The sequence below is a fragment of the Spongiibacter sp. UBA1325 genome (assembly GCF_002306875.1).
GTDB classification, from domain to species: domain Bacteria; phylum Pseudomonadota; class Gammaproteobacteria; order Pseudomonadales; family Spongiibacteraceae; genus Spongiibacter; species Spongiibacter marinus.
The window spans coordinates 407969-434053 of record NZ_DBTD01000009.1 but is presented as its reverse complement, the minus strand read 5'-3'; the positions used below and the strand labels follow the sequence as shown (position 1 = coordinate 434053).

Here is a 26085-nt window from a genome sequence, read left to right as displayed (position 1 = left end):
ACACCATTAGCTAACGGTGGTTTTGGTGTAGGCCTCGCTGAACGACCACAGCTTCTCCGCCGCCGCGTCGTCTTTGCCCCAGGGCTTAATGCGCTTGGGTTTGCAGTCGGCAAAGTACTCGCCGGTAACCCCATCCAAGCTGGGCGAGGTCGCCACATAAATGGAGGTTTCGGCGCCCTTGTCGGGGCTGCGGAAAAAGGGTTTTAACACGAGCCCTAACACTTTCCCGATGATGACATTGTCTTGCTGGCCGAGGCCGGTGCTGACTGCGCCAGGATGCACACAGTTTACCGTTACGCCAGTACCTTCGAGTTGCTTGGCCAGATGGCGGGTCCACAGAATATTGCAGAGTTTGGAGTGGCCGTACACTTTGAAGGTTTTGTATTTCTGGCGGGCAAACTCCAGGTCGTCGAACTGTACGCCTTTGCAGAAAGCATGAGCTTCCGACGCCACCGACACAATGCGCGCTGGCGCACTGGCGACGATGCGCTCTCGAAGCAGCTCAGTCAGTAGAAAATAGGCAAGGTGGTTCACGGCGAAGGTTTCTTCTATGCCGTCGGCGCTGAGCTTGCGCTCGGTATTCACCACACCGGCGTTGTTCAATAACAGGTGAAGCGGTTTGCCGGTATCGAGAAACTGTTTCGCGGCGCGGCGAATATCGGCCATTTTACCGAGGTTAGCAATTAACAGAGACAACTCGGCGTCGGGTCGTATACTGCGTAGTTCGTCCAATAGCGCTTGGCCCTTCTCTTCATTGCGGCAGAGAATAAACAGCTCAGCACCCTGCTCTACCAGCGCCTTGGCGGTCGCACGGCCAATGCCGTTGGTCGCGCCGGTAATCAAACACACTTTTCCCGTCATGCTCATTATTATTGTCCTTGCACTATTGGTTTTGGTTTAACTTAATCGACGCTCCGCGTGCGGCCGTTGTCGTCGATGGCGACAAATACAAATTCGCCCTCAGTGACTTTTATCGGCTCTTCGTCGTCGTATTCGGTGATCCAGACTTCCACATTGATGCGAATGGAGCTGCGTCCAACTTCGAGCACATCGGTATAACAGCTCACCACCGCGCCAACATTTACCGGCGACAAAAACGCCATACTCGCAACGGCTACTGTGGCGACCCTGCCACCTGCGCGCCGCCCGGCAGTAATACCGGCTGCAAGATCCATTTGCGACATTAACCAGCCACCGTAGATATCTCCGTCGGCATTAGTATCTGCAGGCATAGCGATCACCTGCATGGCTAACTCGCCGTTGGGGCGGGGCACATCATCTATGTCACGCATAGGTTTGTATTCCTACTGTTTGAATTATTGGTCGAGCGCCCAGTTAACGGATGACGCCTAGTATTGTCAATCTAATTTCTAGCCTCGCACCAGCGCGGGCAACCACGTGGCCAAACCGGGCCACAGCGCCAGGATCGCCAGCACCATTAATTGAAGAACGATATAGGGCGCCACGCCGCGATAAATGTCCGAGGTTGCCACCGAGGCCGGAGCCACACCGCGCAAGTAGAACAGCGAAAAGCCAAACGGCGGCGTAAGAAAAGAGGTTTGCAGGTTGAGCGCGATCATAATGCCCAGCCATATTGGGTCTACGCCCATGGCCAGCAGAATCGGCCCGACGATGGGCACCACCACAAAGGTGATTTCAATAAAGTCGAGAATAAAGCCCAGCAGGAAGATCACCAACATCACCAGCGCGGTGGCTGCCACCACGCCGCCGGGCATTGCCGTAAAGGCGCCGTGAATCAGCTCGTCGCCACCGAAGCCGCGAAACACCAGGGAAAACACCGCGGCGCCAATCAGGATCATAAATACCATGCAGGTGACCTTCATGGTTTCCCGCGACACTTCAGCCAAACGCGCCAGCGACAGACGGCCGCGCAGCAGCGCCAACAGCGCTGCACCCAGGGCACCAACGCCCGCCGCCTCGGTAGGCGTGGCGGCCCCGGCGAGAATGGAACCCAATACCGTAACGATCAACAGCACTGGCGGAACAAAGCCGCGCAGCAACTGGCCAATTGGCGGCGCTTGCAGGTCACTGGCGGGCGGCGCTTTTTCCGGACGAAGAATCGCCATGCCGCCCATATATAAAATGTATAAGCTCACCAGCAGCAAACCGGGGATCAGCGCGCCGATAAACAAATCGCCCACCGACAGGGTTTTGGGGCTGAACACCCCAAGATCCAACTGCGCTTGCTGATAAGCGCTGGAGAGTGTGTCGCCGAGTAGTACCAGGGCGATAGAGGGCGGAATGATCTGCCCCAATGTTCCAGTGGCGCAGATGGTGCCGGTGGCCAGTGCCGGGTCGTAACCGCGTTTGAGCATCGACGGCAACGAGAGCAGGCCCATGGTCACCACTGTAGCCCCCACAATACCTGTGCTGGCCGCCAGCAACATACCGACAACAATCACCGAGATACCCAAACCGCCGCGCCGACGGCCAAACAGCGCCGCCATATTGCTGAGCAATTCCTCGGCGAGCTGACTCTTTTCCAACAGCACGCCCATTAATACAAACAGCGGCACCGCCAATAAGGTGATGTTGTTGATGGTGCCAAATATCCGGTTGGGCAGCGCCGCGAGGAAACTGGGGTCGAAGTGGCCGAGGCTGATACCCAGGCCAGCAAAGATCATCGCCACCCCGGCCAGACTAAAGGCCACCGGGTAGCCCAGCATGAGGACCAGGCATATGGTGATGAACATTAGCAGTGGCAACAACTCAATCAGCACGGTTCACCTCCGCGCCGTCGCCCTCTATCAACACCAAAGCATTGCGCAGCAGTTCAGCAAGGCCCTGCAGAGCAAGATTGACCGCCATTAGCGGTATCAGACTCTTGAGTAGAAACACGGCTGGAATGCCGCCGGGTTCAACCGAGGCCTCGCGAATTTCCCAGGCCTTGGCACTGAAATCCCAGCTGCTGAGCAAAATAAGCCCGCACAGCGGCAACAAAAATATCAGCGTGCCCAGGCTGTCGATCCACGCGCGCTGGCGCGGAGAAAAGCGCTGATAAAAAATATCCACCCGCACATGGGCGCCGTGTTTCAGGGCATAGGCGGCGCCTAGCATAAATACCGAGCCGTGCAGATAACTGACCGACTCCTGCATGGCCGTCAGGCCATAGCCAAAGCCGTAACGCATAACCACCACCGCGGCGGTAACCAGCATCATGATGGGAATACACCAAGCCAGTAAGCGGCCAGTCGCCTCGGTGAAGGCGTCGATGAAACGTAGTGTCGCTCTCATTATTGTAATTAACTGCATGTCGACCCAAGTGGGGCAATATTATAGTCGCAGCAGCCCCCCTCTCGCCATGCGAATGACCGGCAAACACGCTATCATTGCGCCTTTTAAGGTAAATTCATTACTGCTATGAGCCATCCGCCTCTCGCCGATAAAGAAACCCGACTGGAACTCTTCGCCGGCATTCACCCCAACAACCAGCAACCCGTGTTTGAACAGTGCCTGGCCAGCCCCTGCGAAACCGAGGGCCAGTATCGCTTATTAAAGTCACCGCTGTTTGTACGCGGCGTGGCGGCACTGGACACCCTGGAACTGAATAATGAATCGCGCGGTCGCTTTAAAGTGGTTGAGCGCGGCGGCAACCTCTGCCTGCGCGTATTTATGCGCGAGCCCAATGAAGCGCTGGAGCAGCAACTGACCGGCAAGATCGAAAAACTGGGCGGCCATCTGGACATTAGCAGCGAACGCGCTTTGGTCTACAGCATTCATTTTGGCGTAGGTTTTCAGGCGATTGAAAAATTACTCGATGCCAATGTAAAGACCGGCGAGGCCCGCTGGCTGTACGGCAATGTCTACGACGACCAAGGCGAGCCGCTGAACTGGTGGCAGGACCTGTTAAAAGCGTAGCGGCGAAAGGAGCCAAGCATGTTGATACTGATTTCACCGGCAAAGACGCTGGACTTTGACACCCCCGCTCACACTCAGCAGCGCAGCGAGCCGGATTTTCTAGACGCTTCGCAGCAGCTTATCGATGAGCTGCGCGAACTGGCGCCTCAAGATATTTCCGCGCTGATGAAGATCAGCGACAAACTCGGAACACTCAACTACCAGCGCTTTGCCGACTGGCAAACGCCGTTTACGCCCGACAACGCCAAGCAGGCGGTGTTAGCTTTTCGCGGCGATGTATACACAGGACTGAATGCCGACGACTTCAGCGACGACGATTTCGCCTTTGCCCAGCAGCACCTGCGCATTCTTTCCGGCTTATATGGTCTGCTGCGGCCGCTGGATTTGATTCAGCCCTATCGGCTGGAAATGGGCACAAAGTTCGCCAATAGCGGCGGCAAAAACCTCTACGAATTTTGGGGTGAGCGCATCACCGATGCCATCAATGCCCAATTTAGCGATGCCGGCCCGCTGCTGCTTAACCTGGCGTCGAATGAGTACTTCAGCGCCGTGAAACCCAAGCTGCTGAACGCCGACGTTATCACCCCGGTGTTTAAAGACTACAAAAACGGCAAGTACAAAATTATCAGCTTCTACGCCAAAAAGGCCCGAGGTTTGATGAGCGCCTATGTGATTAAGCAGCGCATTACCGACGCCGAGAAACTGAAGCAATTCGACACCGACGGCTACTATTACTGCCCTGAGCAGTCCACTGCCACGGAGTGGGTGTTCCTTCGCGACGAGGTCGCCTAAGTCCTATTCCAGGCTGAGTATCGTCTGCCAGTGACGCTCTTCTACCGGCATCACCGACAGGCGATTACCCTTCTTCAGCAACGCCATATCGCTTAGCGCCGGATGGCTTTTTAGTTCGCTCAAGGGAATCAGGCGCCCCAGCTTGCGGCGCAGCTGAATGTCCACCATATACCAGCGCGGATCCTCGTCGCTGGCCTTGGGATCATAGTATTTGGACTCGGGGTCGCGCGCAGTGTGGTCGGGATAACCCTCCCGCACGACCTCGGCAATGCCGACAATGCCCGGCGTTTTACAGGCAGAGTGATAGAAAAATACCTGATCGCCCACCTGCATGTTGTCGCGCATGATGTTGCGCGCCTGGTAATTGCGCACCCCATCCCAGTGCTCGGTGGCATTTTTGCAGGCCGCCAAATCATCAATGCCAAAAGCATCCGGCTCGGATTTTACCAACCAGTATTGCATCACTCCTCCTCTGCACTGACACTGTGCACCAACAAAAAGTGTAGCGGCCGGTCGCTATGGCCGTCCATCCTCCCTGGAAAGTCCAGCTAGGTACCTGAAATGCAAAAACCCTACTCCCAGGCCTGCGAAAACAACAAACTACCTATCTTTAGCACCTTGCAGCCCATTCTTAACACTCTAAAAAGCGTGGTGGAGATTGGCAGCGGCACCGGGCAACACGCGGTGCACGTCGCCCGCCTTCACCCTCAATTGCAGTGGCAGTGTTGCGACCAGGCGGAATACCTGCCCGGCATAAAACAGTGGCTGGACGAGGCCAAGCTCGACAACCTTCCAGCGCCGCAGCCCTTTGAGGTGAATTCCTCGCCCTGGCCCAGCGGCGATTTTCAGGCACTCTACTCAGCCAATACCCTACACATTATGAGTTGGGCCTCTGTGGAGCGACTGTTCGCCCGCATTGCTGAACACGGCGCCGATTTGCAGTGGCTTTTTATCTACGGCCCTTTCAATTACCAAGGGCAATTCACCTCGGCCAGCAACGACGAGTTTGATCAGTGGTTAAAAAGCCGCGATCCGATGAGTGGCATCCGCGATGCCGAGGCGGTGAGTGGTTTGGCGGCGAAGGCAGGTTTTGCACTTCACAGCGACTGTGAAATGCCCGCCAATAACCGCCTGCTAATCTGGAAGCGCTAAACGTCGGGCAAAAAAAAGCCGCGACCCGAGTCGCGGCTTTCTGATTACTTCCAATTACTTGCTAAGGTAGGCCTTACAGCTCTTCCTCTGCGTCGTAATCATAGTCGTAGTCATATTCCTCTTCCTGAACATCAGCAGAGGGGTCGTAGTCATAGATGTCTTCATCCATCGCGGCGTCTTCAGCAGGTGCTTCAGCCGCAGCTTCTTCGACCATGGGCTCTTCTTCAACGGTCGGTACGTAAGCGGGCTCTACCACCATTTCTTCATCACCCAACACTTTCAGCTCAACGCGGCGGTTTTCCGCACGGCCGTCTTTAGTGTCGTTGCTGGCGATAGGCTGCTCTTCACCGTAGCCGCGAGCGGTCAGGCGGCTGCCGTCAACACCCTGGCCAACCAAGTAGTTTTTCACTGACTTGGCGCGATTCTGAGACAGGTTCATGTTGTAGCTATCGCTACCTGAGCTGTCAGTGTGGCCTTGCAGCTCAACGTTGAAGCCGGGCGAGCTGTTCAGCGTTGAGGCAACACCGTCGAGAATCGTTTCTGCATTCACGGTCAGCTGTGCGCTGTTCACTTCGAAGTTCACACCGCGCAGAACCACTGACTGCTCTTGGCCACAGCCATTTGACATCACTTGCTCACCAGCAGGTGTGTTGGGGCATGCGTCGTCGCGGTCAGCAACGCCGTCGCCGTCGCTATCCAGTGAACAACCCTGGGCATCCACTTGCTCGCCGGCAGGCGTGTTGGGGCACTTGTCGAGGTAGTCAGCAACACCGTCGTTATCGCCATCCAGCGGGCAGCCTACGCTGTCTACTTGAACACCGCGCGGTGTGCCTGGGCACTGATCGGTTTCATCAACAACACCGTCGCCGTCACCGTCTTTGGCGCCGTATTGGGCGTCGAAGAAGTTGTAGCGCAGGCCGATCATCAGGCTCTGTGCTTCGTATTCAGTTTCGAGTTTTGAGCCGCTGCTGGCAAACTCGGGATCTTCAGATACCGCGTAGCGATAACCGGCATCCATCACCAGGCGTGGTGTCAGGTGGTAGTTAACACCGGCACCCAACTGGCCCATGAATACGTCATCATCGCTGCCGTTGAGTTCCATGTTGGCCATACCCAGACCGAAACCCACGTAGGGGCGCAGACGCTCGCCAGCGCGGAAGTCGTACCAAACATTACCCAACAGAGACTGTACTTCCAGAGCAGAGTCTGAGTTGCTTACGTCGTTCTCGCCTTCACTGTATTCCAGTTCCAGACGCAGCGCACCGGCGGTTTTATAACCGAAGTTAACACCGTAGCCCCAGTCGTCGTCGTACTCGGTATCCACTTCGATCGAAGCACCCACTGGCGGTGGCAACAGGCCGAGGTCGGTCAACAGTTGTGTAAGTGGGTCGCCAGGCGCAGCCGCTTCAGTTGTCAGCGTGCCATCGGCATCGAATACTTCGGTGTAAGCGGCTTTGCCGCCGATGTAAAAACCTTTCTCTTCTTCGGCGCTGACAGCACCTGCAGACGCGAGCAGTACACCCGCTGTCAGAGCAGAAATCCATTGCTTGCTCATAGCAATCCCCCAGTTATTAGTTATAAATTTACATTCAACAAAGGCTTGATAGCCCCTGATACTAACCGATATTACGACTCACGTTTAGCGAAAAGAGTCACTCCCTTGGTATTTTTCCACTAAGTTTGCCGCTTTGCAGAAGATTTGTTCTCTGTAGCCGCCACCCCCAACGCCGATATACGTTACTATAGCCGCGTTTTTTATACGGGTTTTGATTATGACGCCTGAACTGCTCTCTCCTGCTGGCAGCCTTCGCAATATGCGTTACGCATTTGCCTACGGTGCCGATGCCGTTTACGCCGGCCAACCTCGATATAGCCTACGCGTGCGCAATAATGAATTCAAAGACCTGGAAACCCTCGCCACTGGTATTAACGAGGCGCACAACCAGGGCAAGCAGTTTTATCTGGCGTCGAATATTTCGCCACACAACGACAAGATTCGCAGCTATCTGCGCGACTTAGAACCCGTGGTCGAGCTCGGCCCCGACGCACTGATTATGGCCGACCCCGGCTTAATGATGCTCGTTCAGGAACGCTGGCCGGACCTCCCCATTCACCTTTCTGTTCAAGCCAACGCGGTGAATTGGGCAAGCGTGAAATTTTGGCATCGCAATGGCATTCGCCGGGTGATTCTGTCGCGCGAACTTTCCCTGAACGAAATTGAAGAGATCCGCCAGCGCGTACCAGAAATGGAGCTGGAGGTGTTTGTTCACGGCGCGCTGTGTATTGCCTACTCGGGGCGCTGCCTGCTGTCGGGGTATATGAACCACCGCGACCCGAACCAAGGCGCCTGCACCAATGCCTGCCGCTGGCAGTATCAAGCGCACGAAGCGAAGGAAGATGCCACCGGCGACCTGATCGCCGTGCAAAACTACGAGCCACAGCCCCAGGTCGAGCCGGTGCTGCTGCAACAAGCCCAGCGCCCCGGCGAATACATGCCCGCCTACGAAGACGAACACGGTACTTATATTATGAATTCCAAGGACCTGCGCGCCGTGCAACATGTGCAGCGCTTGCAGGAAATGGGGATTCACTCGCTGAAGATTGAAGGGCGCACCAAGTCGCACTACTACGTGGCGCGTACAGCTCAGGTATACCGCCGCGCCATCGACGACGCCGTCGCCGGTCGCGAGTTCGATATGGGCTTGATGGACGAGCTGGAAACCCTGGCCAACCGCGGCTACACCGAAGGCTTTTACCGGCGCCACCCTCCCAAGGAATATCAAAATTACGAGATGGGTAGCAGCAGCGCCCAGCAGCAACAGTTTGTTGCCGAAGTGGTGGATGTTAGCGGTAGCGATATTGTCGTTGACGTGAAAAACCGCTTCGCCGTTGGCGATACCGTGCAACTGATGACGCCCCAGGGCAACCAGCGCTTCACCCTGAACACCCTGCTCGACAAAAACGGCAAGGCGGCAGACGTTGCCCCCGGTTCCGGCCATCGCATGCGCATTCCTCTCGACGGACAACTCGACGAACAGGCACTGCGTTACGGGCTGATCGTAAAGGATATTCACGCCGGCGGTTGAGGCTGTTACGCTGAGTAAAGGCCGAACAGGAGACGCCCATGGAGCGAAGCAAACTGCGCAGCTTGCGCGGCTTAATTAACATTAGCTTGTTAAGCCTGATCTTCGGCGCCGCCATCCATATCTTGGCGAGCCTGCTCGGCAACTACGGCGCGATGGCCTTGGGCGCATTCGGCGTACTGCTCACCTTTTACTGCTACCGCCGCGCCGATCGCGAGGACGCCAGCCGACTGGCCTACACACTCTGGCGGCTGTTGCCGACCCTCACCTTTGTGATCTTACCCGTCGCCATTTTTTGGTACGGCAGCGACTCCCAATGGAGCGCCACCGAGGTATTGATGCTGGTGGAAATCAGCTGCAGCTATCTCATTCCTATCGCCTGCCTGCTATTGGTGGAACGCAGCCTGAAAAAAGCGCAGCAATAAGTCCCGCTATTCCCCCTGCTTGAAGGGTAGCGCCTGCGCAGCCTCTTGCAGGTATTCAGCAATATGGCGCTGCTCGGTATGAAGAAAGCGCGCCACCGCGTCGCTAAAACTGGCATCGGCCAACCAGTGCTGGGAGTAAGTGGTAATGGGCTCAAAGCCGCGCTGAATTTTGTGCTCGCCCTGCGCCCCCGGGTCAAACTTGCTTAAGCCCTGTTCAATGCAATGCTCAATGCCCTGGTAGTAGCAGGCTTCAAAATGCAGGAAATCGTATTCGCGAATACAGCCCCAATAGCGCCCGAATAAGGTATCGGCGCCCTGAAAATTCAGGGCCGCCGCCACCGGCACATCACCCTCGTAGGCCAATACCAACAGCAGCCGGTCTGCCATTGACCGGGCAATGGCCTGAAAGAAGGCCTCCGATAAATAACCGCCGTGACCGCTGCGTTTGGCGTAGGTCATCTGATAACAGTGGAAGAAAAAGCGCCACTGCGACTCGCTCACATCACTGCCCGACAGGCGCTCCAGGCGCAGCCCCTGATCGGCCACTGTACGACGCTCCTTGCGCAGGTTTTTTCGCTTACGCGAACTGAAGGTCGCCAGAAAGTCGTCAAAGCTTTGATAACCCCGATTAAACCAATGGTACTGCGGGCCAACGCGCTGCAATAAGCCCGCGCGTTGCCAGCGCTCGGCGTCGTTAACATCGGGGAATAGAATATGGGCTGACGAGGCGCCCAGCTGTTCGGCGCGGCGCTGCAATTGCTCGACCACCACGCTGAAGAGCGCGTCAGCCTCCAGGTCATCGCGCAAACACAGGCGCGGCCCCGTTGCCGGGGTGAAGGGAATGGCCGACAACAGCTTAGGGTAGTATTCCAGGCCATGGCGGCGATAGGCATCGGCCCAGGCCCAATCGAACACATACTCGCCGTAGCTGTGTGACTTGATATACAGCGGCAATAAGCCGCACAACACGCCACCCTCGCGAATAACCAAATGCTGAGGTAGCCAGCCGGTCTCGGCGGTGGTTGCGCCACTGTCTTCCAACGCGGCTAGAAAGGTGTGCTGCAAAAACGGGTAGTCGTCACCGGCGATCGCATTCCACTCGTCGGCGGCAACGCGGTGAATGCTGTCGATAAACTGCAATTCCAGCATGTTCTATATCCAACAAGCCATCAGCTGTGCATACGCGCTAGCAAAGCCGCACGATGTTATGCCGGCAGTGCATAGTGCAGCGCAATGCCAGCAAAGATCGCCATGCCGACGTAGTGATTATTCAGAAAGGCCTGGAAGCACTTGTCACGCTCCCGGTATTTAATGAGCTTTTGCTGGTAGATAAACAGGCCGCTGGCCGCCATCAAGCCGGCGTAGTAGATAAAGCTCATGGCAAATTGCTTGCCGACCAGCAACATCACCAGAATCACCGAGACTTGCAGCATGGCGGTGATCGCCTTGTCGTCGTCGCCGAAGAGTATTGCCGTCGACTTCACGCCAATTTTCAGGTCGTCATCGCGGTCAACCATTGCGTAGAACGTATCGTAGGCCACCGTCCACATCAGCACGGCGATGTAGATCAACCACAAACTCGCCGGCAATTCACCGCGCTGCGCCGAGAATGCCATGGGTATACCCCAGGCAAACGCGGCGCCCAGCACCACCTGGGGCAGGTGCGTGTAGCGCTTCATAAAGGGATAACACGCCGCCAGCGCCACCGCCGCAAACGACAGCAAAATCGTTTGAATATTGGTAAACAGCACCAGCACAAAGGCCGCGCCGCACAGCACCGCAAACACGGTCAGCGCCTCTTTTTCCGTCACACTGCCAGTGGCAAAGGGCCGCGCCTCGGTACGTTTTACGTGGGCGTCGATGTGGCGATCAGCGTAGTCATTGATCACACAGCCCGCCGAGCGCATTAAAAAGGTGCCCAGAACGAAAATCAGCAGCAAATGCCAATCGGGCAGGCCCTCGGCCGCCAGCCACAGTGCCCAGAGGGTTGGCCACAGCACAAGATAAGTGCCAATGGGACGATCAACACGCATCAGCGCTAAATAGTGGGGAAGCTGCTGGCAAAATTGTGGGAACTGCACCTTCATTCCGTGACTCATCGTTGAACGTAGGCGCAGAGTATAACGCGTCCCGCCGCTATCAACAGAGCGCTAACACCACGGCTGAAACTCGGGGAGAAAAATCTCGCTGACCATGATCGGGCGCTGATCGAAAACAAAGCAGGAACGGCGCCCCCACAAGGCCGCCTGTTGGTCAGGCAAGCCCTCCAAAGGCAGCTGCGCTGCAGGCAATCGGCAGATCTCGTAGGGAATGCGACGCATCGAGCGGTCGGTGAACAGGAGGTGTCCCAACGGCCGGCTGTCCAGGCCGCGCAGGCGACGCAGGTGCCCCGTTAAACTGCGCGCTGGCATCACACTGCGGGCATAAACCCAGGGTTCGTCGTGGCAGCACAACAGCACTTCGCGAATTAAACCCCAGTCGCGATCGCCCATGGCCAGTAGCCTGCGCTCCGACAAGCGAGGCAGCCCCCAGTGCTGACTGAGCACCTGCACACGGAAATTTCCCGCCGATTGGCGGCGCAAATGGGCGGTCAATGAGCCGGTGTCCAGCAGCCAGGGCGCGTCGTCCTGAAGCGCTGGAACTCCTACAAATTGATTAGCTGGCCGCCAGTTGGGCTCTTGGCGGTAGCATCGGTTTAATCGAAGGGCGTACAATGTCGGGCTTCCAGTGGCTAGATCACTGAATACTGGCTGTTGATACACAGACAGCCAATTCGCTGAGTGCGGCAGAATGCGTGAATCGCCGCCGACTTGCAAGCCAGCCGCCGCCGTAACCATAAGGCACAGAGTGTCGATAAAGGTGGCCGCATAAGACAAACCGATGACGGCAGGACGAAAGAGTATGAGTAAGTGGGAATGTATTGTTTGCGGATGGGTATACGACGAAGAAACCGGTGATCCGGATTCTGGTATTGAGCCCGGTACTCGCTGGGAAGATATCCCCGATGACTGGCTGTGCCCGGACTGCGGCGTAGGCAAAGAAGACTTCGAAATGATCGAACAATCTGAGCCCAGCAGCCTGCCTCACCACGACGAACCCTCCACTGCCAGCCAGGATGCCCCCATCGTGGTCATCGGTACCGGCTTGGCGGGCTACGGTCTGGTGCGCGAACTGCGCAAGCAAGACAAAGAAACCCCAGTCATAATGATCACTGCTGACGACGGCCGCGCCTACTCCAAGCCCATGCTGTCTACCGGCTACACCAAGAAACAAGATGCCGATGCACTGGCGCAGAAAGACGCCGGCGGCATGGGTGAAGACCTCAACGCCAGCGTTTGGACCATGACCAAGGTCACGGCGATCGACACAGCGGCACAGACCATCTCCACCGGCGACGCCGAAACCAAGGTGCACTACAAGAAGCTGGTGCTGGCACTGGGTGCCGACGTGATTCGCCCCCCTATTGGCGGCAACGGTCAGGACTACGTGTATTCGGTCAACGACCTGCTGGACTACGACGACTTCCGCAAAGCCGTCGACGCCAACAATGTGAAGAAGGTCTGCATCATCGGTGGCGGCCTGATCGGCTGTGAGTTCACCAACGACCTGATCAATGGCGGCTTCGAAGTAGAAACGGTTGACCCACTGGGTTACTGCCTGCCCACCTTGCTGCCAGAAGCTGCCGGTAAAGCCGTGCAGAGCGCACTGGAAGACAAAGGCGCCAAATTCCACTTTGGCCCATTGGTCACCGAGGTGAACAAAGCCGACAACGGTGTGGAAGTGACGCTGAACAATGGCGAAACCATCAGCTGTGACCTGGTACTGTCAGCCGTGGGTGTTCGCCCACAAGTCGAGCTGGCCAAGTCTGCGGGCATTGAAGTGAATCGCGGCGTGGTGACCAACCGCCTGCTGGAAACCAATGCACCCAATGTATACGCCATGGGTGACTGCGCCGAAGTCGCTGGTCACGTGTTGGTATACGTCGCACCGCTGATGGCTCAGGCTCGCGCCCTGGCCAAAACCCTCACCGGCGAGCCGACCGAGGTGAGCTACCCGGCGATGCCTGTCACCATTAAAACGCCGGCGTGCCCCGTGTGCGTGTCTCCCGCTCCTCGCGACGCGAAAGGCGAATGGCAAATCGAGCAAGACGGCAACAATGTTGTCGCCAAGTTTGTCGACACGGCCACCGGCGACCTGCTGGGCTTTGCACTGACCGGCGAAGGCACCAAGCAAAAAATGGCGCTGCAGAAAGAACTGCCCGCCATCATGCCCTAAGCCTTAACGGCTGAGCATAATAAACCCCGCTACGGCGGGGTTTATTATGCCTGCACAAAGGCGCTACTGTCCGCTTTGCACATTGCCAGTGCATCAGCGCTGCGCTGAAATGCCTGGGCATAACGCTGCTTTGCCATCACAAAACGATAATAACGAGACCGCCATGAGCCTTTACGATACCTACGTGCTACCCGCTGTGATCGACAGAGCCTGCTCCATGCCTGCTGTTATGGAGGCCCGCCGCGACGTGGTGCCCCAATGCCAGGGCGCAGTGCTGGAAGTCGGTATGGGTAGTGGTATTAATCTCCCCCTCTACGATGCCAGCAAGGTGGACTACATCTGGGGTCTGGAACCCTCAGAGGGAATGCGCCGCAAAGCGCAAAAGAACCTGGCCGCCAGCGCCTTGGATGTACGCTGGCTCGATCTGCCGGGCGAGAAGATCCCGCTGGCCGACAACAGTGTCGACACCGTGCTGTTAACCTTCACCCTGTGCACCATTCCCGACTGGCGCAGTGCACTGGCGCAAATGCACCGCGTGCTCAAACCGGACGGCCAACTGCTGTTTTGCGAGCACGGCCTGTCAGAAGAACCTGCGGTGGCGCGCTGGCAAAATCGCATTACGCCAGTCTGGAAGCGCTTTGCCGGAGGCTGCCACCTGAACCGCCCCATTGCCGAGTTACTGCAAGAAGGCCATTTCGCCATCGACCAACTCGAGCGCCGCTATCTGGAAAAAGCCCCGCGTATCGCCGGTTATGTCTACAGCGGCAGTGCCCACAAACGCGTTGCGGACTAGCCTCTACGGCATCGGCACGCTAGAGTGCGGCATAGGCCCGTCAAACGCTGGGCCCCACCAATAAAAAATTCGGACGCACTATGCCCAAACTCGCTTTGCACTGGCAAATTGCTATTGCCATTTCCCTCGCCGTTATCGCTGGCCTACTCGGCGGCGCCGATGCCGAAATTGCCGGCATTAAATTACTGGCGGTATACGCCTTTCTCGGCACGCTGTTTTTAAACGCTCTGAAGATGTTAATCGTGCCTCTGGTCAGCGCCTCGATTATCAGCGGCATGGCCGGTATTGGCGGCGACAATCTGGAGCGCCTGGGCGGTAAAACCCTGCTGTTTTACGCCACATCCAGCCTCATTGCGATTCTGATCGGACTGACGGTCGTCAATATTATCCAGCCCGGCGTCGGCGACACCGAAGCCCTCGCCGCCAGCTTGAGCAGCGACAACGCCGAGCTCAACGCCACCCTCGCCAAGGTCGAAGGCCGCAGCGCCGCCGATATTGTGCAAGTGTTTGAGCGCATGATCCCCCCCAATGTGATCGCGGCGGCGGCCAATGGCCAAATGCTGGGGCTGATATTTTTCAGCTTGTTGTATGGCTTTTTCCTCGCCCGCAGCGACTCCGAGCACGCGGAAGTTCAGCTGAACTTTTGGCAGGGCTTGATGGATATTATGACCAGCATGACCATGTGGGTGATGAAATTTGCCCCCATTGGGGTTTTTGGTCTGGTGGCAAAAACCGTCGCCGGCACCGGCTTTGACGCCTTTGCGCCCATGCTCAAATTCTTTTTTGCCGCCGCGCTGGCACTGGCGCTACACGCCTTTGTAGCCATGCCGCTGGTGCTTCGCTACCTAGGCAAAGTGCGGCCAGTCAAACACTATCAGGCCATGGCACCGGCAATGCTCACCGCCTTCTCCACCGCCTCCAGCTCTGCGACCTTGCCGCTTACGATGGAGTGTGTGCAGGACAAATCCGGTGTTTCCAAACGCACCAGCGGCTTCGTGTTGCCGTTAGGCGCAACCGTAAATATGGATGGTACCGCCTTATATGAATGCGTAGCAGCCATGTTTATCGCCCAGGTCTACGGCCTGGACTTGAGCTTCGCCCAGCAATTCACCGTGGTAATGGTCGCCCTGCTAACCTCGATCGGCGTGGCCGGCATTCCCGCTGCCAGCCTGGTGGCCATCTCCGTCATCCTTGGCACCATTGGTCTGCCACTGGAGGGCATCGGCCTACTGCTGGTGACCGACCGGATTCTGGATATGATGCGCACCGCGGTGAATGTATTTAGCGACTCCTGCGCCGCCGTGGTAATCGCCCGTAGTGAAGGCGAACAAACAGCCATTGCCATTGAACAGGGCAACCGCCGATGAGCGAGCGCAAGCGTATCCCGCGCCTCAAAGGCAATGACTACTCGGAACAGGCCGCGCAACAACGCCGCAGTTTCCTTGAAGAGCAAACGGGTACGTCACTGACGAACACCCGGCATTACTCTCTCGACCCAGCAAGCGTGGAAGGAAACACCGAGAACTTTATTGGCGTTGTACAAATGCCGCTGGGCGTGGCCGGGCCCTATCGCATCAATGGCGAACATGCTCAAGGCGACTTTTACATCCCCATGGCAACCACAGAGGGAACGTTGATCGCCTCGTATAGCCGGGGCATGAGGTTGGTTAGCGAGTCAGGAGGATGCACTGTTACCGTCGTTGGCGAAGCCATGCAGCGCGCGCCCCTGTTTGAGCTTGCCTCTGCCCGCGAGGCACGCGCGTTATCACAATGGCTTGAGGAAAATTTTGCGGCAATTAAAGCCGAGGCCGAAAGCACAACACGCGTTGGCACACTGGAAAATATTCAAAGCTGGGTAATCGCCAATAAACTGTTTACCCGCTTTAACTACCTAACCGGTGATGCCGCCGGCCAAAATATGACGGGCAAAGCGACCCACAAAGCGTGCCAGTGGGTCCTTTCAAACTTCTCCGGCATTCAAAATTTTTCCTTGTCGGGCGGCATAGAAACCGATAAGAAGCACTCCCATATGAACCTGCTTCACAGCCGTGGAAAAAAGGTGGTCGCTGAAGCCGTCATTAAAAAAGAGCTGCTGCAGAGCCTGATGCGCGCCGAACCCGAACGCATGGTGCGCCTGCGCCAACGCACAATTGTTGGGAGCTTATTGGCTGGCTCAGCCTACAATGGCCCGCACTCGGCGAACGGCATTGCCGCGATGTTTATCGCCACCGGACAAGACGAAGCCAATGTCGTTGAGTCCCACGCCGGTATCGCCTTTATGGATCTTACCGACAATGGCGACCTGTATTATTCCGTCACCCTGCCCTCGATTATCTGCGCCAGCTATGGCGGCGGCACTGGCTTGGCAACCCAGCGCGAGTGCCTGGAAATGATGGGCTGTTACGGTGAGGGCAAAGCCCACAAGCTCGCGGAAATTATCGCGGCAACAGTCCTAGCCGGAGATCTATCGCTGGCAGCTGCCGTGGTTTCCGATGAATGGGTATCCAGCCACGATCAGCTCGGTCGAAATCGCCCCTGACACGAATGATCAGATTAATTTGCAAAGCGCTTTCGATAGTCGCTGGGCTTGGTGCCCAAGCGACGAATAAACGCGCGTCGCATCAGGTCCACATTGGTAAAACCACAGCGGCTCGCCACGCGTTGAAGTGGCAGCTCGCTGTCGGCGAGTAGCTGTTTGGCGGCATCCACCCGCGCCAGCTCGACAAAGTCAGCGGGCGAGCGATCCGTCTCGCGGCGAAATACCCGGCTGAAATTGCGCACGCTCATCGCCGCGCGCTCGGCTAATACCGACAGCGAAAGGTCGGCGTCCAAGTTCTCCAAAATCCACTGCTGAATCCCGCGCACGGTGTTGTCGTCGGCGGTTTGCGCGGCAAGCTGGGCACTGAACTGGGACTGGCCGCCAGGTCGACGCAGGAACACAACCAGCTGGCGAGCAACCCGCATGGCCAGCTCGCGGCCGTAGTCGTCCTCCACCAGTTTTAAACACAAGTCGATACCCGCGGTGACACCCGCCGAGGTACACAGCTTGCAATCCTGCACATAAATTTCATCCCCGTGAACAACGGTGCCGGGGTAGCTCGCCGCCAGTTCGTCGACTTGTTGCCAGTGCGTTGTCACCTGCCTGCCGTGCAACAGGCCCGCTGCCGCGAGAAAAAATGCACCCGTACACACCGACCCCAACCGCCTAACAGACGGCGCATGCCGCCCCAGCCACACGCTCAGTGCCGAGGTAGGCGCAGCCTGACGGTAGGCATGGGTGCCGGCCACCAACAGGGTATCGGTAGGAGGCAATGGCGACTGAATCGAGCTGTCGGCAAGCACCCGCATCCCATCAATCTCCACCGCAGCATCGGGCAGCGCAGCAATCAGCTGCACGTCGTACAGCGCGCGTCCTTCGGCCAGGCGGTTTGCTTCGCGAAACACCGCCAGCGGCCCGGCAATGTCGAGTGATTGCGCCTGCTGTGGGATAACAATTGCAATGGTGAGCGGACAAGATTCGGTCATAACGCGGCTTCCTGCGGCCCCTGGCCGTATCATCTGGCGGAATGTCTTAATTCGACGGAACATTCATATTGAGCCAATTATGCCACATCGCTAAATTAAAACCTCCAGCCACACACCACAGGAAGCTCAATCATGTGCCAAACCGCTCACAACGCCGGAAGCGTTGCTGGTATTGCTGTTCCCAATAGTCGGCTCGCCCGCGACGTACGGGAATTTGTTCGCGACACCTCCACCGAATTACTGTTTAACCACTCCAGCCGCGTCTACTATTTCGCCGCCCTCAGGGGAGAAAAACTGGGCCTGCGCTGTGACCCCGACCTGCTCTACACCGGCGCCATGTTTCACGACTTGGGCCTGCTTGCCAGCCACAGCAGTGACGCCGACCGCTTTGAAGTTGACGGCGCCAATGCGGCTCGCGCCTTTCTGCGCGCACGGGGAATCTCAGAAGAGGATGCCAACAACGTCTGGCTGGCCATTGCCCTGCATACCACCCCCGGCATTCCCTGCCATATGCACCCCCTGGTTGCGCTGGTAACCGAGGGCGTGGAAATGGATGTGCTGGGCCTGACTTACAAACAGTTCAGTGCCCGCGACCGCGAAGCGGTGGTGGAAGCCTTCCCGCGTAGCCCCGACTTTAAAAACGATATTATTCAGGCGTTCTACGAGGGTATTCGCCACAAACCGAACACCACGTTCGGCAATGTGAAGGCCGACGTTCTGGCCAGGAAGGACAAGCAGTTTGTGCGGCAGGACTTCTGCTGCACTATTCTGAATTCCGCGTGGCCGGCATAAGGCCGACCCAGCGCGGCAGAAGCGGAGCTACGGGCGGGTTTTCGCCGGTGGCTCCAGTTTTATGATTGCGCTGCGCGCAACCTCCATCATGACCAGGACCTCGCAGGGCGGAAACTGCTCCAGCGAGGACAGCGAGCGATAGTTGGTCCACTCAGCAACGGGATCAAAACTGCCCCGGCGTTTGAAATTAAGTTGCTTCAAGCCAACCAGACACTCGCCCTGCATTTTCGCGTCGTTTAACGCCGTTGAGCTGCGCACCGCTGTGGCGCTGACTGATGGCTTGATAGCTGTAACTCTCGGCAACAGCCGGAAGCGCAAGACAGCACAGTACAAACCGTGCCGTGTGTTTTAAGGCGTGCATGGGAACATCCTGTATATGAATCGTTTATTGTCGCCACCGGTCGCGACGACCTACTCCTCCAACCGCCGATACAGCGACCGCAGGCTGATACCGGCAATGTCGGCGGCTTTTTCCTTGTCGCCATTGCAATGCTGCAGCAGCGACTTGAGATACTGTTGCTCTTGCGCCTTTAAGTCCAGCCAGGGGCCCTTGTGAGGTGCGACGGGACTTGGCGCGGGCTCTGCCTGGCGACCCTCTTGCCCAAAGCAGCGCTCCAGCACCGCGAGATCGATAATACTGGAATGGGCGAAGATGGTGGCGCGCTCCAGGATGTTTTTCAACTCGCGGATATTGCCTGGAAAATCATAGTCCTGCAGGCGCTTTACCGCAGAATCGGTGAGGCGATATCCGCCATTGGGGCTGAGCTTTTTCAAGATCGAGCGGGAGATCAACGCAAGGTCGGCGCGGCGCTCGCGCAGCGGTGGCAGGTGGATGGGAAAGGTATTAATCCGGTAGTAAAGGTCTTCGCGGAACTGCCCACCGGCGATCATCGCTGGCAGGTCTTTGTTGGTGGCACAGATCAAGCGGAAGTCGGCCAGCTGAGGCTGGGTGCTGCCCACCGCGCGATAACTGCCGGTTTCCAGCAGGCGCAGCAATTTTACCTGCATACCCAACGGGACATCGCCGATCTCGTCCAGAAACAGGGTGCCGCCACGGGCCGACTCAAGCAGGCCCGGCTTATTGCTCACCGCGCCGGTAAAGGCGCCCTTCACATGGCCAAACAGCTCGCTTTCAAACAGGGTGTCGGTCAAGCCCGCACATTCAACGGTAACCATCGCCTTGTCGCAGCGCCCACCGGTACTGTGGATCGCCTGCGCTGCCAGCTCCTTGCCGGCGCCGGACTCGCCGAGTAGCAACACCGAGGTGTCGTGGGGAGCAACCAGATTTATCAACTCCAACATGGTGTTAAACGCCGCACTGCGTCCCACCATATGGTCGCTGCTGATCTCCGCACTGGCGCTGCGCACTGGCTTGAGCATTTCAATAAAGTAGCGCAACTCTCCATTGCGACCTTTAATGGGTAGCATCTCTACATCAATATGCTCGCGACCACGGGGGGTATTGTGGATATGCAGCACGCGCTCGCGCTCGCCACTGTGGGTACACGCCTGAAGGGGGCAGCTCTCGCCCGCCTGGTCGCAGGGCTTGTCGTAGCCATGAGACACCCTGAAACAGTGATCGCCCACCGGCACATCGCCAAAGCTTTGCTGGTAACGCTGATTACTCGCCACAATCTGGTAATCGGGCGTCAGTAGAATGGCCGGGTGCTCTAAGCCGTCGAGCAGAGACCGAAAATCGAGGTCGAGGTCTGTAGCAATTTGTCGCATCGTCTTTGCCAGAAATGACAGGTATTCTGACAAGACTGACACAAAACCTGGCACGCTGCGATACACATTGCCTTTTGCAAACCGCTCGCCTGATTTTTATCCATCAAAATCAATGCCTTGCGGAATTTTCGCGCACTGGCACACACATTGCTGTGCATCTTAGTACAAATCGGAATATTGGAATTCCGTTTAGATATATAGAGAGAGGAGCTTATGGATATCGACCCCCTTGTGCTGGCGCGCATACAGTTCGCCACCAATATCAGCTTTCATATCCTGTTTCCCGCCATTTCCATTGGCTTGGGCTGGTTGCTGCTGTTTTTTCGGGTGCGCTTTACCCAAACCGGCGACAAGGCCTGGGAATATGCCTATTACTTCTGGGTGAAGATCTTTGCCCTGACCTTCGCCATGGGCGTGGTCTCGGGCATTACCATGAGCTTCCAATTCGGCACCAACTGGCCGGGCTTTATGGAAAAAGCCGGCAATGTCGCCGGGCCGCTGCTGGGCTATGAGGTACTGAGCGCCTTCTTTCTGGAGGCTTCATTCCTGGGCATTATGCTGTTCGGCAAAGACCGCGTATCCAATCGCATGCACCTGATCAGTACCTTTCTGGTGGCATTCGGCACGACGCTTTCGGCGTTCTGGATTCTCAGCCTGAATTCGTGGATGCAAACCCCCACCGGCTACTACCTGGAAGACGGCGTGGTAATGGTGGAAAGCTGGTGGGAAGTGATCTTCAATCCCTCTTTCCCCTACCGCTTCTTCCATATGGTAATCGCCTCTGTACTAACCAGCGCCTTCCTCGTTGCTGGCGTCAGCGCCTGGCGGGCACTGAAGAATGTCGACGGCCCCGCCACCTGGAAGATTATGCGCACCGGCGTGATGGTTGCCGCGGTGCTGGCCCCGCTGCAAATTTTCATCGGCGATCTGCACGGCCTCAACACCCTTGAACACCAGCCGGCAAAAGTCGCCGCCATGGAAGCCATTTGGGAAACTGAGGAGGGCGCCCCCTTCACTGTTGTCGCCCTTCCCGACGAAGAGAGCCGCAGCAATAAATTCGCGCTGGAAATTCCCTACGCCGCAAGCCTGGTACTTACCCACGAACTCAAGGGCGAAGTTAAGGGCCTGAATGAGTTTGTTGGCGAGCACCCACCCGTTGCGATCGTGTTCTGGTCTTTCCGTGTGATGCTCGCCATCGGCGGACTAATGGTACTGGTCGCGTGGTGGGCCGCCTGGGCACTGCGAAGCGGCCGGCAGGCCAGTAAACCCGTACTCGCGGCCCTCTCAGCGATGACCTTCTCCGGTTGGATCGCGGTGCTGGCCGGCTGGTACGTTACCGAGATTGGCCGCCAGCCCTGGATCGTCGACGGCGTGCTAAAAGTCCAGGACGTTGTCGCCGACCACAGCGCTGCCACCGTTAGCGGCACCTTGTTCGGCTACATCCTTCTATACCTGTTCTTACTGGCTTCTTACATCGGCGCGCTGCGCAATTTGTCAGCCAAGCCCGCTGCCTCGTTGATCTTAAACCCGGCTGGCACGGCGTCAGCCAACACCGGCGATAACACCGCGAAAGGGGGAGAATCGTAATGGAATACTGGCTACCGATTATCTATATGGCGGCAATGGGCTTGTCCCTGCTGATCTACGTTATTCTCGACGGCTACGACCTCGGTGTTGGCATGCTTATGCCGCTGGCCAACGACGCCGAAAAAGACATTATGGTCGCCTCCATTGGCCCCTTCTGGGACGCCAACGAGACCTGGATTGTGCTTGGCGTGGGGATTCTATTAATCGCCTTCCCCATGGCCCACGGCATCGTGCTCACCGAGCTGTATCTGCCGGTAACGATCATGCTAATGGGCTTGATACTGCGCGGCGTGGCCTTTGACCTGCGCGTCAAAGCGGGTGACCACCGCAAAGCGCTGTGGAACCGCGCCTTTTTCGTCGGCTCACTGGTCGCCTCAATGGCTCAGGGCTGGATGCTCGGCGCCTACGTCACGGGCCTGCAATCCAATACCACCAGCCTGCTGTTCTCGGCCCTCATCGCGTTAACCCTGCCCGCGCTGTACCTCACACTGGGCTGTGGCTGGCTGCTGATGAAAACCGAAGGCGACCTGCTCACCAAGGCCATTGGCTGGGCGCGCAAGTCCGTGTGGCCAATGGGCCTGGGCCTGTTGCTGGTGTCGATCGCCACGCCGCTGGTCAGCGACGCGATTGCTGAGAAGTGGTTCAGCTGGCCCAACTTCCTGATTCTGGCGCCCATCCCGGTGCTGTCTCTCGCTGCGTTTGCCACGATTGTTGCCCTGCTTAACAGCGACAACAGCATCTACCGCGGCCACGGCTGGAAGCTGTATGCCAGCACTGTGGCCATCTGCGTATTGGCCAGCCTCGGCCTTGGCTACAGCCTGTTCCCCAACATCATCATTGGCCAAATGACGATCTGGGATGCCGCCGCCTCGGTCAACGCCCTGCAATTCACCCTGGTTGGCGTTGTACTGACCCTGCCGATCATTATCGGCTACACCATTTTCGTCTACCGCATCTTCCACGGTAAGGCGACCCACCTCTCCTACGACTGAGCAGCAACAGCCACTGCTCATTGGCGGGCTGCGCGCAAGCGGGCCCGCCTTTTTTATGCCCGCACCTTCAGTCGACGTCACTATCAGCCGCTTCCAGCCCCCACAGAACACAACTCTGTCAAATATGACGAAGTTTCTGCCAGATCTGGCAAAAGCAAAAAGGTTTTATTTGCGACGGCAGCTCAAGCAAACCCGAATGAATTTTAATTTTCAGCAATTACAACAAGTTACGCTAAATATTCGTTTTTGCCGTGTCTTGGCACGAATCCTGTTACTACAATAATACGGAATATAGTTATTCCAATTACTCATAACCGAGGCCGCGTTATCGCTGTACGCATCAGGGACCGATACCGCTCGCGACAACAGTAAGAGGATTGCATCATGCTCGACAATATCTCCATCGATTTCGACCACAAACCCGAAGTTATCGCCTTCTTCGACGAACCCACCAACACCTTTTCCTATGTGGTGAAAGACCCCAGCAGCAACGCCTGCGCGGTCGTGGACTCGGTAATGGAAATCGACTATGCCGCGGGCCGCCTGTCGCTGGTGGGTGCCGACAAAATCATTCAGCACATTCGCGACAATAAACTGAGCCTCGAATGGATCATCGAAACCCACGTGCACGCCGACCACCTGTCAGCTGCGCCCTATATTCAAGAAGCGCTCGGTGGTCAGATCGGCATTGGCGCCAACATTACCGTGGTGCAGGAAACCTTCGGCAAAATCTTTAACGCCGGTACAGAGTTCGCTCGCGACGGCTCGCAGTTCGACAAGCTGTTTAACGACGGCGACGAATACCACGTGGGCAATATGCTGTGCCGCGCCATTCACACCCCCGGCCACACCCCGGCGTGCATGACCCATGTAATGGGCGACGCGGCATTTGTTGGCGACACCCTATTTATGCCTGACGGCGGCACCGCCCGCGCGGACTTCCCCGGCGGCGACGCTCGTGTTCTCTATCAATCCATTCAGCGCGTGCTATCGCTGCCCGATGAAACCCGCCTGTTTATGTGCCACGACTATATGCCCGGCGGCCGCGAGGTCGAATACGAAACCACCGTCGGCGCCGAGAAACAGGCCAACATCCACGTACACACTGGCACCAGCGAGGCGCAATTTGTCGCCATGCGCGAGGCCCGCGACGCCACCCTCGATATGCCGCGGCTGATCTTGCCATCTCTGCAAGTAAACATGCGGGCAGGCCACCTACCCGGCGCCGACGACAACGGCACGGTGTATCTAAAATTACCATTGAACGTACTCTAAGGGCTGGGCAAGGCATGGAATACAAGCAAATAGACTCGGGGCTGACGGTTTCCGGCCAGCTCACCGTTAACGACCTGCCGGCACTGGCAGAAAAAGGCGTAAAAACGCTGATCTGCAACCGCCCCGACGGTGAGGGCGGCGATCAGCCGGGTTTTAAAGAGATCGAAGCCAAAGCCACCGAGCTGGGCATGAGCTGTCACTATTTGCCGGTCGTCAGTGGCAAAGTCAGCGACGAAGATGCCACCAGCTTTGGCGAGTTACTCAGCGGCCAAAGCGCTCCGGTCCATGCCTATTGCCGCAGCGGCATGCGCTCTACCACCCTGTGGGCACTGAGCCGCGGTGAAGAGATGAGCCTGACAGACATCGTCGATGCTGCCGCCAAGGCCGGTTACGACATGAGTGGCGTGGCCGCGCGTATCGCCGCCGCCCGCAATGGCGACAATACCGCCGAGGGCATTGCCAGCTACGATGTGCTGATCGTCGGAGGCGGTGCCGCCGGTATCTCCACGGCCGCCAGTTTGGTGAAACGCTGCAAAGGCATCTCCGTTGCCATTATCGACCCCGCAGAAAACCACTACTATCAACCCGGCTGGACCCTGGTCGGCGGCGGTGTCTTCACCCCTGAGCAAACCCGGCGCAGCATGGCCTCACTCATTCCCAAGGGTGTGGAATGGATCAAGGCCGCCGTCGCCGCCTTCGACCCCGACAACAACACCGTGGTACTTGAAGGCTGCCGCCTACTGAACTATCAACGCGTGGTGGTTGCCGCCGGTATCAAATTGAACTGGGACGCCATTCCCGGCCTGAGCGAAACCCTGGGCAAGAACGGCGTCACCTCGAACTACCGCTACGACCTCGCACCCTACACCTGGGAGCTGGTAAACAAGGTTCGCAGCGGCCGCGCGATATTCACCCAGCCGCCCATGCCGATTAAGTGCGCGGGCGCTCCGCAAAAAGCCATGTATTTGTCGTGCGACCACTGGCACCGTCAGGGGCGCTTAAACAATATCGACGTGGAGTTCTACAACGCTGGTGCGGTGCTATTTGGCGTTGCCGACTACGTGCCAGCACTGATGAAATACATCGACAAATACCAGGCCAAACTCAACTTTGGCCACACCCTGACCCGCATTGACGGCCCGGCAAAAACCGCCTGGTTCGCCACCAAAGACGAACAGGGTAACGACGTGGAGGTCAGCCGCGAATTCGACATGATCCACGTGGTACCGCCGCAAGTCGCCCCCGACTTCATCCGCAATAGCCCGCTGGTCGATGGCGCCGGTTGGGTCGATGTCGACCAGGCCACGCTACAGCACAAGAAGTACGCCAATATCTGGGCACTGGGCGATGTAATGAACGCCCCTAACGCCAAAACCGCAGCGGCGGCACGCATGCAGGCACCCATTGTCGCCAATAACATCGCAGCCGATATCAGCGGTCGCGGCGGCGACATTGCCCACTACAATGGCTACGGCTCCTGCCCGCTTACCGTAGAGCGCGGCAAGATCGTATTGGCGGAATTTGGCTACGGCGGCAAGCTGCTACCCAGCTTCCCCAAAATGATGCTCGACGGCACCAAGCCATCTCGCCTGGCGTGGTTGCTGAAAGAGAAAATTCTGCCGCCCATTTACTGGCAGGGCATGCTCAAGGGACACGAGTGGCTGGTTAAGCCCACCATTGGTGAAGACGCACCAGCGAAAAAATAACCCACCCTTTCGCGCCGCTAATGCGGCGCTGTTTTTTCGTTTATGTGCAACACCACAGCCGCGACTGGAGAGGACAGCATT

The 26085-nt window shown here is 57.4% G+C and carries 26 protein-coding genes; 14 read left to right on the top strand and 12 right to left on the bottom strand.

Annotated elements, in window-relative coordinates; translation table 11 throughout:
* Nucleotides 1–6 precede the first annotated feature (6 nt).
* From B3K78_RS10590 to B3K78_RS10575, 4 genes are all read right to left on the bottom strand, one after another.
* A complete protein-coding gene (locus B3K78_RS10590) occupies nt 7–867 on the bottom strand; it encodes an SDR family oxidoreductase (protein ID WP_286695416.1) in 861 nt (286 codons plus the stop codon).
* A gap of 35 nt (nt 868–902) precedes the next feature.
* Complete coding sequence (locus B3K78_RS10585) at nt 903–1292, bottom strand: acyl-CoA thioesterase (protein WP_027874832.1); 390 nt, start codon at nt 1290–1292, stop codon at nt 903–905.
* Between the two features lie 78 nt (nt 1293–1370).
* Entirely contained in the window at nt 1371–2738 is a 1368-nt protein-coding gene (locus B3K78_RS10580; RefSeq protein WP_204997203.1) for a TRAP transporter large permease, read from the bottom strand.
* The gene (locus B3K78_RS10575) at nt 2731–3255 is read right to left on the bottom strand and encodes a TRAP transporter small permease subunit (protein ID WP_286695415.1); all 525 of its coding nucleotides are present in this window, start codon (nt 3253–3255) and stop codon (nt 2731–2733) included. The genes B3K78_RS10580 and B3K78_RS10575 overlap by 8 nt, the downstream gene beginning before the upstream one ends.
* A 126-nt stretch (nt 3256–3381) precedes the next feature.
* Here B3K78_RS10575 and B3K78_RS10570 point away from each other — a divergent pair, with 126 nt between their 5' ends.
* Nucleotides 3382–3879 (top strand): DUF4265 domain-containing protein, encoded by a 498-nt coding sequence (locus B3K78_RS10570; RefSeq protein ID WP_286695414.1) that lies wholly within the window; start codon nt 3382–3384, stop codon nt 3877–3879.
* 18 nt (nt 3880–3897) lie between these two features.
* Nucleotides 3898–4671 carry a peroxide stress protein YaaA gene (gene yaaA / locus B3K78_RS10565; RefSeq protein WP_286695413.1) on the top strand — a complete coding sequence of 258 codons (774 nt, stop codon included), beginning with the start codon at nt 3898–3900 and terminating at the stop codon, nt 4669–4671.
* Nucleotides 4672–4674: 3 nt separating this feature from the next.
* Here the strand turns inward: yaaA and B3K78_RS10560 are convergent, their stop codons facing one another.
* Complete coding sequence (locus tag B3K78_RS10560; RefSeq protein WP_204997075.1) at nt 4675–5133, bottom strand: EVE domain-containing protein; 459 nt, start codon at nt 5131–5133, stop codon at nt 4675–4677.
* A gap of 99 nt (nt 5134–5232) precedes the next feature.
* Here B3K78_RS10560 and B3K78_RS10555 point away from each other — a divergent pair, with 99 nt between their 5' ends.
* Nucleotides 5233–5823: a DUF938 domain-containing protein gene (locus B3K78_RS10555; RefSeq protein WP_286695412.1), complete on the top strand. Its 591-nt coding sequence runs from the start codon at nt 5233–5235 to the stop codon at nt 5821–5823.
* Between the two features lie 73 nt (nt 5824–5896).
* Here B3K78_RS10555 and B3K78_RS10550 read toward each other — a convergent pair whose 3' ends face one another.
* Nucleotides 5897–7378 carry an OmpA family protein gene (locus B3K78_RS10550; protein ID WP_286695411.1) on the bottom strand — a complete coding sequence of 494 codons (1482 nt, stop codon included), beginning with the start codon at nt 7376–7378 and terminating at the stop codon, nt 5897–5899.
* Between the two features lie 217 nt (nt 7379–7595).
* Between B3K78_RS10550 and trhP the strand changes: the two genes are divergently transcribed.
* Both trhP and B3K78_RS10540 read left to right on the top strand, forming a co-directional pair.
* Nucleotides 7596–8909: a prephenate-dependent tRNA uridine(34) hydroxylase TrhP gene (gene trhP, locus B3K78_RS10545; protein ID WP_349676118.1), complete on the top strand. Its 1314-nt coding sequence runs from the start codon at nt 7596–7598 to the stop codon at nt 8907–8909.
* A 38-nt stretch (nt 8910–8947) separates the two neighbouring features.
* Nucleotides 8948–9331, top strand: a complete 384-nt coding sequence (locus tag B3K78_RS10540) for a hypothetical protein (protein ID WP_204995009.1) — start codon at nt 8948–8950, stop codon at nt 9329–9331.
* Nucleotides 9332–9337: 6 nt separating this feature from the next.
* Here the strand turns inward: B3K78_RS10540 and B3K78_RS10535 are convergent, their stop codons facing one another.
* The 3 genes from B3K78_RS10535 to B3K78_RS10525 form a co-directional block, all read right to left on the bottom strand.
* Nucleotides 9338–10480 (bottom strand): GNAT family N-acetyltransferase, encoded by a 1143-nt coding sequence (locus tag B3K78_RS10535; RefSeq protein WP_286695410.1) that lies wholly within the window; start codon nt 10478–10480, stop codon nt 9338–9340.
* Between the two features lie 56 nt (nt 10481–10536).
* Nucleotides 10537–11418: a 4-hydroxybenzoate octaprenyltransferase gene (ubiA, locus tag B3K78_RS10530; RefSeq protein ID WP_286695409.1), complete on the bottom strand. Its 882-nt coding sequence runs from the start codon at nt 11416–11418 to the stop codon at nt 10537–10539.
* Nucleotides 11419–11481: 63 nt separating this feature from the next.
* Nucleotides 11482–12168, bottom strand: a complete 687-nt coding sequence (locus B3K78_RS10525; protein ID WP_286695644.1) for a chorismate--pyruvate lyase family protein — start codon at nt 12166–12168, stop codon at nt 11482–11484.
* Between the two features lie 64 nt (nt 12169–12232).
* On the opposite strand from B3K78_RS10525, the gene B3K78_RS10520 reads away from it, so the two are divergent.
* The 4 genes from B3K78_RS10520 (at nt 12233) to B3K78_RS10505 (ending at nt 16938) form a co-directional block, all read left to right on the top strand.
* On the top strand, nt 12233–13606 hold the full coding sequence (locus B3K78_RS10520) for an FAD-dependent oxidoreductase (protein ID WP_286695408.1): 1374 nt from the start codon (nt 12233–12235) through the stop codon (nt 13604–13606).
* A 163-nt stretch (nt 13607–13769) separates the two neighbouring features.
* Nucleotides 13770–14399, top strand: coding sequence for a class I SAM-dependent methyltransferase (locus B3K78_RS10515; protein WP_286695407.1), 630 nt, complete (start codon nt 13770–13772; stop codon nt 14397–14399).
* 80 nt (nt 14400–14479) lie between these two features.
* Nucleotides 14480–15766 carry a dicarboxylate/amino acid:cation symporter gene (locus tag B3K78_RS10510; protein ID WP_286695406.1) on the top strand — a complete coding sequence of 429 codons (1287 nt, stop codon included), beginning with the start codon at nt 14480–14482 and terminating at the stop codon, nt 15764–15766.
* Nucleotides 15763–16938 (top strand): hydroxymethylglutaryl-CoA reductase, encoded by a 1176-nt coding sequence (locus B3K78_RS10505; protein ID WP_286695405.1) that lies wholly within the window; start codon nt 15763–15765, stop codon nt 16936–16938. The genes B3K78_RS10510 and B3K78_RS10505 overlap by 4 nt, the downstream gene beginning before the upstream one ends.
* A gap of 14 nt (nt 16939–16952) precedes the next feature.
* Here B3K78_RS10505 and B3K78_RS10500 read toward each other — a convergent pair whose 3' ends face one another.
* Nucleotides 16953–17924 (bottom strand): GlxA family transcriptional regulator, encoded by a 972-nt coding sequence (locus B3K78_RS10500; RefSeq protein ID WP_286695404.1) that lies wholly within the window; start codon nt 17922–17924, stop codon nt 16953–16955.
* Nucleotides 17925–18056: 132 nt separating this feature from the next.
* Here B3K78_RS10500 and B3K78_RS10495 point away from each other — a divergent pair, with 132 nt between their 5' ends.
* A complete protein-coding gene (locus B3K78_RS10495; protein ID WP_286695403.1) occupies nt 18057–18716 on the top strand; it encodes an HD domain-containing protein in 660 nt (219 codons plus the stop codon).
* Nucleotides 18717–18743: 27 nt separating this feature from the next.
* On the opposite strand, the gene B3K78_RS10490 is transcribed toward B3K78_RS10495, so the two are convergent.
* On the bottom strand, nt 18744–18974 hold the full coding sequence (locus tag B3K78_RS10490) for a hypothetical protein (protein ID WP_286695402.1): 231 nt from the start codon (nt 18972–18974) through the stop codon (nt 18744–18746).
* Nucleotides 18975–19127: 153 nt separating this feature from the next.
* The gene (locus B3K78_RS10485) at nt 19128–20444 is read right to left on the bottom strand and encodes a sigma-54 interaction domain-containing protein (RefSeq protein ID WP_286695401.1); all 1317 of its coding nucleotides are present in this window, start codon (nt 20442–20444) and stop codon (nt 19128–19130) included.
* Between the two features lie 213 nt (nt 20445–20657).
* On the opposite strand from B3K78_RS10485, the gene B3K78_RS10480 reads away from it, so the two are divergent.
* From B3K78_RS10480 to B3K78_RS10465, 4 genes are all read left to right on the top strand, one after another.
* On the top strand, nt 20658–22031 hold the full coding sequence (locus B3K78_RS10480) for a cytochrome ubiquinol oxidase subunit I (RefSeq protein ID WP_286695400.1): 1374 nt from the start codon (nt 20658–20660) through the stop codon (nt 22029–22031).
* Nucleotides 22031–23023 (top strand): cytochrome d ubiquinol oxidase subunit II, encoded by a 993-nt coding sequence (locus B3K78_RS10475; protein ID WP_286695399.1) that lies wholly within the window; start codon nt 22031–22033, stop codon nt 23021–23023. Before B3K78_RS10480 ends, B3K78_RS10475 begins: the two co-directional genes overlap by 1 nt.
* 384 nt (nt 23024–23407) lie before the next feature.
* A complete protein-coding gene (locus B3K78_RS10470; protein WP_286695398.1) occupies nt 23408–24298 on the top strand; it encodes an MBL fold metallo-hydrolase in 891 nt (296 codons plus the stop codon).
* Between the two features lie 14 nt (nt 24299–24312).
* Nucleotides 24313–26004: a bifunctional protein tyrosine phosphatase family protein/NAD(P)/FAD-dependent oxidoreductase gene (locus B3K78_RS10465; RefSeq protein ID WP_286695397.1), complete on the top strand. Its 1692-nt coding sequence runs from the start codon at nt 24313–24315 to the stop codon at nt 26002–26004.
* The last annotated feature ends 81 nt before the right edge of the window (nt 26005–26085 follow it).

Coding starts and splice junctions, on each gene's coding strand:
- B3K78_RS10590 (WP_286695416.1), bottom strand. CDS start 867: ATGAGCATGACGGGAAAAGTGTGTTTGATTACCGGCGCGACCAACGGC.
- B3K78_RS10585 (WP_027874832.1), bottom strand. CDS start 1,292: ATGCGTGACATAGATGATGTGCCCCGCCCCAACGGCGAGTTAGCCATG.
- B3K78_RS10575 (WP_286695415.1), bottom strand. CDS start 3,255: ATGAGAGCGACACTACGTTTCATCGACGCCTTCACCGAGGCGACTGGC.
- B3K78_RS10570 (WP_286695414.1), top strand. CDS start 3,382: ATGAGCCATCCGCCTCTCGCCGATAAAGAAACCCGACTGGAACTCTTC.
- yaaA (WP_286695413.1), top strand. CDS start 3,898: ATGTTGATACTGATTTCACCGGCAAAGACGCTGGACTTTGACACCCCC.
- B3K78_RS10560 (WP_204997075.1), bottom strand. CDS start 5,133: ATGCAATACTGGTTGGTAAAATCCGAGCCGGATGCTTTTGGCATTGAT.
- B3K78_RS10555 (WP_286695412.1), top strand. CDS start 5,233: ATGCAAAAACCCTACTCCCAGGCCTGCGAAAACAACAAACTACCTATC.
- B3K78_RS10550 (WP_286695411.1), bottom strand. CDS start 7,378: ATGAGCAAGCAATGGATTTCTGCTCTGACAGCGGGTGTACTGCTCGCG.
- trhP (WP_349676118.1), top strand. CDS start 7,596: ATGACGCCTGAACTGCTCTCTCCTGCTGGCAGCCTTCGCAATATGCGT.
- B3K78_RS10540 (WP_204995009.1), top strand. CDS start 8,948: ATGGAGCGAAGCAAACTGCGCAGCTTGCGCGGCTTAATTAACATTAGC.
- B3K78_RS10535 (WP_286695410.1), bottom strand. CDS start 10,480: ATGCTGGAATTGCAGTTTATCGACAGCATTCACCGCGTTGCCGCCGAC.
- ubiA (WP_286695409.1), bottom strand. CDS start 11,418: ATGAAGGTGCAGTTCCCACAATTTTGCCAGCAGCTTCCCCACTATTTA.
- B3K78_RS10525 (WP_286695644.1), bottom strand. CDS start 12,168: ATGGTTACGGCGGCGGCTGGCTTGCAAGTCGGCGGCGATTCACGCATT.
- B3K78_RS10520 (WP_286695408.1), top strand. CDS start 12,233: ATGAGTAAGTGGGAATGTATTGTTTGCGGATGGGTATACGACGAAGAA.
- B3K78_RS10515 (WP_286695407.1), top strand. CDS start 13,770: ATGAGCCTTTACGATACCTACGTGCTACCCGCTGTGATCGACAGAGCC.
- B3K78_RS10510 (WP_286695406.1), top strand. CDS start 14,480: ATGCCCAAACTCGCTTTGCACTGGCAAATTGCTATTGCCATTTCCCTC.
- B3K78_RS10505 (WP_286695405.1), top strand. CDS start 15,763: ATGAGCGAGCGCAAGCGTATCCCGCGCCTCAAAGGCAATGACTACTCG.
- B3K78_RS10500 (WP_286695404.1), bottom strand. CDS start 17,924: ATGACCGAATCTTGTCCGCTCACCATTGCAATTGTTATCCCACAGCAG.
- B3K78_RS10495 (WP_286695403.1), top strand. CDS start 18,057: ATGTGCCAAACCGCTCACAACGCCGGAAGCGTTGCTGGTATTGCTGTT.
- B3K78_RS10485 (WP_286695401.1), bottom strand. CDS start 20,444: ATGCGACAAATTGCTACAGACCTCGACCTCGATTTTCGGTCTCTGCTC.
- B3K78_RS10480 (WP_286695400.1), top strand. CDS start 20,658: ATGGATATCGACCCCCTTGTGCTGGCGCGCATACAGTTCGCCACCAAT.
- B3K78_RS10475 (WP_286695399.1), top strand. CDS start 22,031: ATGGAATACTGGCTACCGATTATCTATATGGCGGCAATGGGCTTGTCC.
- B3K78_RS10470 (WP_286695398.1), top strand. CDS start 23,408: ATGCTCGACAATATCTCCATCGATTTCGACCACAAACCCGAAGTTATC.
- B3K78_RS10465 (WP_286695397.1), top strand. CDS start 24,313: ATGGAATACAAGCAAATAGACTCGGGGCTGACGGTTTCCGGCCAGCTC.